At 40.3% G+C, this 10,739-nt stretch carries 6 protein-coding genes and 1 pseudogene; all 7 read left to right on the forward strand.

Features of this window, described 5'->3' with window-relative positions:
* The first annotated feature begins 111 nt into the window (after nucleotides 1-111).
* Complete coding sequence (locus OSCI_RS22175; RefSeq protein WP_007357400.1) at nucleotides 112-1,077, forward strand: IS5 family transposase; 966 nt, start codon at nucleotides 112-114, stop codon at nucleotides 1,075-1,077.
* A 130-nt stretch (nucleotides 1,078-1,207) separates the two neighbouring features.
* Nucleotides 1,208-3,028 (forward strand): hypothetical protein, encoded by a 1,821-nt coding sequence (locus tag OSCI_RS22180; RefSeq protein ID WP_007357401.1) that lies wholly within the window; start codon nucleotides 1,208-1,210, stop codon nucleotides 3,026-3,028.
* A gap of 144 nt (nucleotides 3,029-3,172) precedes the next feature.
* On the forward strand, nucleotides 3,173-4,654 hold the full coding sequence (locus OSCI_RS22185) for a hypothetical protein (protein WP_007357402.1): 1,482 nt from the start codon (nucleotides 3,173-3,175) through the stop codon (nucleotides 4,652-4,654).
* Between the two features lie 53 nt (nucleotides 4,655-4,707).
* Nucleotides 4,708-6,579: a hypothetical protein gene (locus OSCI_RS22190; RefSeq protein WP_007357403.1), complete on the forward strand. Its 1,872-nt coding sequence runs from the start codon at nucleotides 4,708-4,710 to the stop codon at nucleotides 6,577-6,579.
* Nucleotides 6,580-6,592: 13 nt separating this feature from the next.
* Nucleotides 6,593-8,812, forward strand: a complete 2,220-nt coding sequence (locus OSCI_RS22195) for an SAM-dependent methyltransferase (RefSeq protein ID WP_007357404.1) — start codon at nucleotides 6,593-6,595, stop codon at nucleotides 8,810-8,812.
* Between the two features lie 396 nt (nucleotides 8,813-9,208).
* Nucleotides 9,209-9,853, forward strand: a complete 645-nt coding sequence (locus OSCI_RS22200; protein WP_007357405.1) for a hypothetical protein — start codon at nucleotides 9,209-9,211, stop codon at nucleotides 9,851-9,853.
* 782 nt (nucleotides 9,854-10,635) lie between these two features.
* A pseudogene (locus OSCI_RS30910) lies at nucleotides 10,636-10,739 on the forward strand (hypothetical protein); the annotation flags it as partial.

The raw sequence follows: 10,739 nt of genomic DNA on the forward strand, positions 1-10,739 counted from the left end.
CGTGGGGGTGAAATGAGCAACCGATGCTGTTGGCGAAGTCAAAAGTAGACAGCAAATCCGTAAAGTGTCACCCTAAGATTGGCACTATATATAGCCAGGAGAGTTAGGGATATGTCACTAAAACCACAACCCATCAGTCCTGTGCCAGAGGAAACAGTTCGTGTCGCCCGTGCTGCTTTCCCCAAAGGAAACCTTTATCTCACGCTGCGAGATGAAATTGGCACACTTTACAGTGATAGTGACTTTACCGCCTTGTATCCCACTCATGGTCAACCAACAGTTACACCTTGGCGACTGGCATTAATCTGTGTGCTGCAATTTATTGAGGATTTGCCAGATCGACAAGCGGCTGAAGCTGTCCGCAGTAGAATTGATTGGAAATATGTTTTGGGGTTGGAATTGACCGACCCAGGGTTTGATTTCTCTGTATTATGTGAATTTCGCACCCGATTGATAACTGGTGGTGCAGAACAACAACTGCTAGACACCTTACTGAAACAATTTAAAGAACGTGGATGGCTCAAAGAAAGAGGAAAACAGCGCACGGACTCTACTCATGTGCTGGCTGCTATTCGCAACTTGAACCGACTAGAAGGGGTAGGTGAAACCCTACGTGCGGCCCTCAATGGCCTAGCTACAGTTGCGCCAGACTGGTTACGTTCATGGGTTCCAGAGGAATGGTTTGAACGCTACGGTCGTGCCATAGAAGAGTATCGCCTACCCAAAGGCATTGCTGCTCGTAAAGAATATGCTGAGATGATTGGCACAGATGGTATGCAATTACTGATATCTGTGTGGGCAGAAGATGTCCAAAATTGGCTGAGGCTTGTGCCAGCAGTCGAAATTTTGCGACAGACTTGGATACATCAATATTATGTGGAGAATGAGCAAGTAAGATTGCGGGCTGCCAGCGACTTAGCTCCTTCTGGTAGTCGTTTTGACTCTCCTTATGACATCGATGCTCGCTTTGGTAACAAACGCAGTGTGACTTGGACTGGGTATAAAGTGCATCTGACCGAAACTTGCGATCGCCAGCCATCGAACTCACGTAATTGCACAACTTCTTCATCGCCATAAAGACACTAAACTCCTTTACATCCACACCTGGAGGAATAAATATTAATTTTAGTAAAGTTTTTTTTATTTAGGTAGAGGAATGTTATGGTGATTCAAAAATAAAAACTCAAACTAAAAAGGATAAGAATCTATGTCCTCTTCCAAGCCCATAAAAACGCAGCAAACAGTTCAAGATTTAGTATCCTCCCCCGATCCAACAAAACTTATTAAGATTATTAATAACAGTGATGTGGATGTTATAGTTGTTATTCCATCTACGGCAGATGCTCCCGGAGGTTCAGGTGCTACAGATGTGTACAATCAAGACTTAAAAATACTTGACACATCTAGTGGCAAAAATTCGATCGCACAAGGAACTTCTGACACAGTTACCCTCGATCAGTATTACAAAGATCCTACAACAGGTCAAACGAAGCCGGCTTTATTGTATGACTTAATAATTAGTACTGCTAATTGGATTTCTCCCGTTGCCAATAATGGCGTGATGAAAAATATCTTTGCCACACCGCCAAATTTTCCCGATCAGACAGTAACAAAAGACGATCGTGATGCGATGAAAAATGCGGCTCAGTTTCATCAGACAATTTCTGCCTATCCCGAATCACAATTGGCCAAAAATTACCAAGCTGCCATGTCTCAAACATCAAGTGCAGCATCAGATCGAGCAGATGGTTCAGATAATTCTTCAAACAATGTAGCCAACTCGATTACTGACAACGTAAATGCCTTTTTTAAAAGCACAAAAAATTACCAAAACGTTACCTTAGCGGCTGTTGTAGCCGTGCAAAGCTACTATCAAAAATTTCCTTTCGTTTGGGCAGAGTATAATGATAGTGTTACCTATTACTTGTACAGCAGCGATGGCACGGCAACAAGTTTCGTTGGCACTGTTTCCCTAACCAAATCTGGTGCAATAGATCTAACAAAAGCTAATGGTGGTTACAGTATTACTTTTACTCCAGCCAAAAATCCAACTGATACAACTACAGTTGATGTTGACTCTTCTAAGGCTAAATCATTAACTTATTCCGATGGACTATTTCTTGACGATCCCTCTTTAGATATACCAGGACTGGCACTTAGGGGGGCTTTTCAATTAAAAAGCAGATTTAGTCAGAACCCGACAGATACCCAAATTATTTCATTATTAACTGGCTCAGTAAATGGTCAAACTGTTTTGGGGATTGACTCGCCACAAAAATCAAACGATCCTTCCTCAAGTTTTTGGAATACACTATTTCATCCTAAAAACTCTGCACAAATCTTTCAATCTGTGATGCAAATTGGTGGAGCATTAATGATGCTTCATTTTCTCGGAAGCACACTTTGGGGTATTTATAAATGGGCTAAGGCTAAAGCGGGTGTAAAGGAACCAACCACAAAAGAACTCCTAGAACAACAACAAAAAAGCTTTGAAGAAATACTCAAAAAGAACAACGAAGATTTGATTAAAAAGCTGACAGACGGTAAGCAAGAACTTCCTTCAGACGGACAACAGGCTATAGAGCAAGCGGCAAACTCAGAAGAGCTGGTTTCTGCCAATGGCGATGCAGCACGCATTGAGGCTACGTTACAAACAGAGGCAGCAAGACTCGAAACTCTTGCCGAGTTTGCTCCAGAAATGACAGCACAACAAATGGGGCAGTTGGAATCTGCCGCCACCAGTGTTCAAGACATAAACACTGCCTTAGATCAAGCCGAGCCTAGTACGATCAAAGACGTTGTTTCAACTCAAAAAGAAGCATTAGCCAATTTGAGAAGCTCCTCCGAGAAACTTGAGAATGACTTAGGAAAAACCATTGGTGAACAACAAAAAGAAATACTCAACGAACAAAAAGAGTTAGGGGATAAAATTACTGAAGATATGGAAAAAGTGAACGAGCAAGAAGAAAAAGGAACAGGAGAAGAACCGGCAGAGGGCGACGAATTTCCCCCTGAATTTCCCGAATAAAAAACTTGGCTCTCCTCTAATTCTGGCGCTCATATCTTTAAAGGGGAGGCTTTAAACCAAATGAATTTATTGATAATTGTCAATTATCAATTGTCCATTGGTAACCAATCGCCAGTATTTTTAATAATGAGGAAATCCTAATTTATGCCCTATAATCAATTTCTCAAATCATTCTTACTCGGCCCAAAAGGGTTAAGCCCAAAATTTGCTAAACTTTTGACAGCAAATGTGGAACAAGTATCTCTGTTAAGGCGAACATTGCTACCTATTTTGAGGGACAGAACCGTAACAAATAGACCAAAATTAAGCGACTTTCCCGAACTTCGTACATTTCGCCAAATACTGGCTGACATTGAGGGTTTGCCTGCCCCAAAACCGGGCTTTTTTGATGGAGCAGTTGTGAAAGAAGCCGATTATGCCCAACAGGCGACTTCTAGACTGATTAGTCGCTTGACAGAGCCTAAAGTTTTGAGTTTAGAAGAAACATTTAATCACCTTTTAACCTCTAAAACAAGGCTGACTACAGGCTCAAATAATACTCTTGAACAAGCCTTAAAAAATGCCGAAGCGTTTCGTAACACTTTAGGAATAGAAGAATTCGTTCACACCTACTTAGCAATGGATATGAGTTGGTGGTTGTCAGGGGATAAAGTTTTAAGCTTGGTTGGTAAGAATATTGTCCTTGAGACGGCACTCATTCCAGCCCAAGCAATTGTCAATGAAGCCAGACTGGTAAACCCTTCCCTCGAATTAGCTATAGATGTAACCCATTCCTATGGCAATATGCCCAGAGCTTCTGCACTAAATGTACATGAGGCCATGTCTATTAGTGAGGTAAGAAGCATCTTTCTTGCACCACTTGCTACACCAGAAAATATCTTGCCCTTACTTGAAGCGAAGAATGGATTCAAAGGTCGTATTTCCATTGTCAGACCAGAATTCGATCCTTTAGAAGAACTAGCTTTATCTCTTCAAGAAATTACGCTGGGCGTGAATTATGACCTCCTACCAACCGATGTGAGATTAAACATAGGAAGTCACAAGCTCGTTGATATTAGTAAGGAACTTAAAGCCACTTTAGACAAAAATAAGCTAGACCTAGGTCAGTTTATCGATCGAAACTATACCAGTCGTCCAGGAGAAGTAACCTATAGCACCAATTCAGATGGCACTCTAGACAAGATTGTCACACCCAGAACTGGCGAACAATATTCTCAAGAGGCGTGGCGCAAGCAATACGCTCAGCTGCTCGAACAGCAGAAATCAGATATTCTTAATCAGTTACAAAGTCAAGCAAAGCAATTAGAGGCATTGACTGAAATAGCAGGTATGGGGAGTAAGGTTGAAAGTCTCGCTACATCTCTAGCAGATATTAAAAACTCCTTAGATAGTTCAGAGCCGACAACCCTCTATGATATCGTTACTCACGCCAATAACGACATAGCTAATCTTACTATTAACATTAGTAATACGATCGCACAGGCTGAATCGAGTGCATCTTCAGATTGGAAATTAAATATGGAATCTCTAACCCAAGAAGTTAGAGATATTGAAGAAAAAATAGAAGCCAACAAAGACGAGATAAAAGAGTTGGAAAGCGGAGCCTATGAACCAGAAGAGGGATAAGTAGGAATAAGTTAGGTGTCGTAACATTTCAATTAAATTTAAAGGAGTAGATCATGACAGGACATCCAGTTCACATCGATAATCAATACAATCAGCCATTAGATATTTACACTTACCAAGTTCCCACAGGAGCTTCTGCTTCCAATCCAGATACACTATATCCGATCTATACTAAAGTAGGTTCAGTTGCGGCCAATTCCAAACAGGACTATACACCAACCGAACCTTTAGTCTATTTGTCCTTTGCCAGACAGTCCGACGGATTTCCCCTAGCTTCAGTAGTTTCCAATATTCTTGGAGACACAAATGTTACTATTTCCCAAGACGACGAGACTAAAGCAGAGGCAGCACTAGCTTTTTACAAATCCTATAAAGCCAATCCCTATAGCCCAAACTCTTTAGATATCAATGAAATAATTATCGATAATCAGAATTTAGTCAATCAAAAGGATTTACTAGATCAATGGTTTTCAGAGAATAAAGTTGGATTTGATTACTTGAAATTTTCCGGGGTGACACACTGGGCAGAAAATGATGGTCGTGCTTGGGTAGGCACCTATTATTGTTATAATCCTGAAGCACCTCAACCATTTATTCCCTTAGTTTTACCAAAGACAAAGAGTGGCGAAATAGTTTTTGCCAGTAATGGAAGTGTTAAGTACAATCCAATTACAGGATTCGATTCAAATACTGGCTCCCCAATTTATGGCACAGTAGTAGATTTAACCTACGCCAAAGGAAGCCTCACGGATAGTGGAGCATCAGATACTTCTGGCATAAAACTGCAAGCAGTTCTGCAAAATATGGAACTTCATGATGGTGATGACGGTACTATAGAACTGTTTTTTACAGGGAAGATCGATGGCGATGATGTTATCGTACAGCCCTATGAAGTTCCCAAAATAGCTTGGTGGATGGCGGTCTATGATTTAGCCTATCTATCTTATACGGGTGTCAACTTAGTGATGATCGGTCATACCGTTATTGCCCTAGGGAAGAATATTCCAGATATTTTTAATGCTCTTCAGACTGGTGGAAAAGCTGTCATTGATGCAGTCAAGAGCGATTTAAGTAAGGTTTCCGATTGGCTCTCAGAGAAATTTACCAGCGCAGAAGGGGATGCCGGAGACCTTGTTAATGTTGATATCGATACCGATGTTGACACTGATGTTGATACCGATGTTGATACCGATGTTGATGTTGATGTTGATGTTGATGTTGATATTGATGTTGATATTGATGTTGATATTGATGTACCGTTTGTTGTGGTCGATATCGATGTCGATATTGATGTTGATATTGATACAGATATTGATACGGTAGTTGATAACGTAGTTGATACTGTCATTGATATTGACACTGACATTGATACGGATATCAATATCGATGGTTCAGCACTAATAGGCTTGGTTAAAAATGTTGGAAAGGCTTTATGGGAAGAGAAGGGTGCGATCTTTAAATTTATTTTGAAGAATGCTGCCGTGATGGGTGCAATGACTGGAGCGCAAAAGCTTCTAGAGTTGTGGTACAAGAAGAGCGAGCAGGATTATTCCGATCTAGCACCACAACAGGCATCACCTTTGGGACTGCTGATGAATTATATGGAGAATCCTGCCAATTCAATTGAAGAGAGATGGACTACATTTTCCTATTATGTTCACCAAGGAGCTTCTGTAAACGAACAAAATATGGTGGTAGCTGGTCTTCTCTCCTTGAAAAACGATCGAGAGGATGCAGCACAACAAGCATGGCGTTGGTCAACCAGCGATGAACTTGATGCAGTAAATGCTATGGCGACTTACTCCTCTCAAGCAGATTGGCCAAAAGCTTACACAACTCTGGGTGATTACAAGTATCAAGGAAAGGAGCTTCCACTGAAAGTTGGTGCGGCGGTTGCTTTAAAATTCATTGCAAAAATTAGTTAGTTTGGAGTAATAAATGGCTACGAATCAAAGCAAATATCCTACCTATGAAGAGCATCAAAAGGCTTGGGAAGAACTAGCTAAAGGTATTGCCTCGATCAGAGATGAAGTCAGAGAAGTGGATTCGTGCGAAATACTCCCTTGTTCAAAAAAAGGTGAGTTAATAATAATTGGCTCCGGTATTGAGACAATCGGAATTTCATTAGGCGACCAAAAACTGATTGAAGCTGCCGACAAAGTTCTCTTTTGTGTTGCCGATCCGGCAACAATTGTTTGGCTTAAGCGTTTAAGACCAGATGCCTTAGATTTATATGTTTTGTATGGAGAAAATAAAGTCAGGTACACAACTTATATGCAAATGACAGAAGCCCAACTCTACTGGGTTAGACAAGGGCTTAAAGTTGTTGTCGTTTTCTACGGGCATCCAGGTATTTTTGTCTTGTCCACTCATAGAGCGATAAAAATAGCTCGTCGGGAAGGCTATAAAGCTGTGATGAAGGCAGGTGTTTGTGCTCTTGATACTTTATGTGCAGATATAGGAATAGATCCTTGTCATCCTGGTTTACAGACTCATGAGGCTACAGATGCCTTAGTGAGACAAAGAAATCTCGATACTAGTCTCCATGTAGTTCTTTGGCAAGTAGGGTTAATCGGAGAACTAGGATTCCGCAGACAAGGCTATTTAAATAATGATTTTTCCTATTTTATTAGTTGGTTGCAAAATATCTATGGGGAAGAGTACAAGGTTACTCATTATATTGGCTCAAGGTATCCAACAATTCCGCCCCTGATCGAGATTTATCATCTCAACGAGATGCACGATCCCGAAACTCAGCTTAAGATCACAGGACTTTCTACATTCTACATTCCGCCTCGAGATGCGATCGCTTCCAATGTAAATGTTGTTAGAGATTTGGGCTTGCTGCGTAAAGGTCAAACTCTAATTAAGCCGAAAAACCCCTTGCGAGAAATAGGACTTTACAGTTCAAAAGAAATGAAAGCCTTTGATGCTTTTGAAAACTTTAGGATTCCCGCATCTTATAGGTGGCAACCAGAGACAGAAGCCAGTAAGTTTTTAATTGAGCTTCGTTTTGATACGGAATTGCAAGAGCTTTATGAAAAAGAGCCGATTAAAGCACTTGACAATCCCAGATTTTCTGCCCTTTCAGATAAAGAAAGAGGAATGCTCGCCACTAGAGACTCGGGGGCAATACAAGTTGCCTGCAAAGGAGGATATCTTCGTTCAAAAGAAACAGAGAAATTTATTACTGAACTTTTAACGAAAAGGACTTCCTCAAGCTCACTTCTTAAAAAAATTGGCTCTTTGAACAAAGAGGAGGCTAGGGAACAACTTAACCTCTGGCTGAAAGAGAGAGGACATCAAATAGATTGGTCTTTCCTTAACAAATCGATCGATTATCTCAATCGCAACAATCTATTTCCTTGGACAGGCGTATTCTTAGAACCTCTTAAAGAGATCGTTGTCACAATTATCGGAAATCAGGGTCGAAGAGCAAGTAGCATTATTTACATCAATGATATTCGGATCAAAAAATTTGTTTTTAATAACGGAATCATTAAGTGGAACGCTAAATCGGGAAATCCTTACAACGGGTTTTTAAGACTAGATATAACCCCAAAAGGCAACCGAAGAATTATCGGAAAACTTTGGACGAATGATGACTTAATTCCCGCTAAGAATAACTTCACGGCTCAGGAGATCGATCCTAAGAGAAAAGAATTTTTGCCCTTGGCTAATCAGCTATATAACACTTCAGATTTGTCGCAAATATTTGGGGAATATGCAATAAGAACAACTGGTCGGTTTTCTGAGGCAATTAATAAGTTTATTATTTCAGAAAAAGGATTGTTAGTGAACAGCAAACAAGTGTCGTTGTTTTCTTTTGAAAAAGGTCAACTCTCTTGGCAGGGTGGTGATAAAGATTGTTATTCTGGAAAAGTAACCCTCTTAATCGACCCGATTATTAAATCGATCGAGTTTTTTGGCGAGTCCAAATCCGCCGAAGAAGATGAGTCCTCTAAGTGTTATGGTTCTTCTATTTACAAAGAAAAATCAGACTACTTTGGACCAAAAATACCGGAATGGGCATCTGCTTATTTAGCAGCTATTGTTCAGTCAAATAGTAGCAAAGGGGGACTTCTACTTTGGCATAAGTGGGAAAAACATAACTATACCAGCATGGTTGTTAATAAAATTCTTTCTAGATTAGGCTAGGAGGCATTTCTCATGAATTCTTCAGATCTGATTCAACATTTATCCCTTGTCAATCAAGTATCTGACTTGGTTAACAAAACTTTAGCATCAACAGATCGATCTATTGGAGTTTAGACTAAGCAGGCCAAAAAGTGCGATCGCTTGTGAGACTAGCGACCGTTGACCTTCAAGGAGACTTGGAGCAACAACAGAAAAAAACTGTCTATAGTTTTAACAGACTTTAACTACAGAATAATATTTCTTTTGTTTATTGTACCGCATTACAGCAGGAACCGCTGTATAATGATAAGGAAAAGAGACTTTCTGGCTCTCTTTCTCTGCAAAAATCCATCGGTGGTAAAGTCTTACAATCAAAAAAAAATTTAGTATTAGTGACAAACTATTAGTGATAAAGCTATGCTCAAATACTCTCAAGTCATTGCTTACGATCCGGACAAGTATCCATTTAATAAATTGCTTTGTGCTTATGTATTTAAGGTTCCTCAAATAAATAAACTGCACATTTATTTGTCTAAGAAAATTGGCTCTACTCAGATTTCTTATCAAGATAATATCAAGCTAAGAAAACTGATGCAACAACTCCCAGATCAATCTTTGTTTTATCAGGTTTATCATAAATGGGTTGCGGAAGTTCTTGCTCCCAAGTATGGCTTTAAGGTTAGCTATTCGGCTCATCCAAAGATGAGAGTACATTTAGCAGGGACGGGGAGCGTTAGTGAATTTCATCGAGATGCTAATATTACTAAAAGAGAAGATCAGATCAATTGTTATTTACCTTTTACAGATGTCTTTGATACTAATACTGTATGGTGTGAAACAGATTACGGTAAAAAAAACTACCAGCCAATAAATTTAAAATATGGAGAAGCTTTTATTTGGGATGGAGGATATTTGGAACATGGAACTGTTAAAAATGAAACGGATTTTACTAGGATTAGCTGTGATTTCAGGTTTAAGTATCTTGAGCCAGAATTGGTGAAACTGCCTTGGTCAGATATTTTGTTAGGAAGACCAGATAATTTGGAATCTCTTGGCAAGTAATTACAGCAAATTGCAACCAAATGTGGGTCTTGGCAACTTTTGGTGATCGGGGGTAAATGAGCAGTCGATGCTGTTGGCGAAGTCAAAAAATGCTTGTGTTTGGGTAAGTCAATTCAGCGATGAAACGATTGATAGCTTGAAGGGCCACTTTCTATCCAGTAGCTTGCTTACCTAACTTTAGTTCCCACAAAGTGCGATCGCGTAAAGCATAAGAGTGCTTCTGGTTGGGGTATGAGGGGAGTTGGGCTTTGAGGACGATGCTCCTCGTCCGTCGTATTACACGGAGGAGGGGATTGTTCTTTCCATGTATTACATGGTAAATTGAGTGTTTCATCCCGTGTAATACCTGGAAGGATAGCGTCCCGCACAATCTGTTCTAAATAGTCAGCCCTGGTTAAGCCGTTGCATTCGGCAACAATACCAGCCTTCCAGGTTTCTATCGGTTAGTCTCAGGGAGCGAACTAAACGATAGTCGTCGTTTTTGAGCGCAAATTTACCCTGAATATCCCGTTTCATCTTGGTTAACACCATGTATTACAACGATAGTATAGAAATGATTTTGATTCTACGGTGTAATACATGGGAGAGAGAAAAACGAAATATCCCAAAGCGCAGCGGCACTAAAAAATTGGGGAGCCATAGCCAGAATTATCCCCCAACCGTGTATTACATGGTAAAAGGAAATGTCAGTTGATCGCTTTATTTGTGAACTGACTAACCTCACATAGGTCTTGCACTGAATTCGCCAACAGTGTCGGTTGCTCATTTCACCCCCCGTGCAGGTGGAAATTCACGACGATCATTTTTTGCCAGATGCCCTGGATACGGAATGGTTGCCATTCGTGAGCAGTTGGGGATGGTTGATTTTAACGAAGGACGATCGGAA

The sequence above is a fragment of the Kamptonema sp. PCC 6506 genome (assembly GCF_000180455.1).
GTDB lineage: Bacteria > Cyanobacteriota > Cyanobacteriia > Cyanobacteriales > Microcoleaceae > Kamptonema > Kamptonema formosum.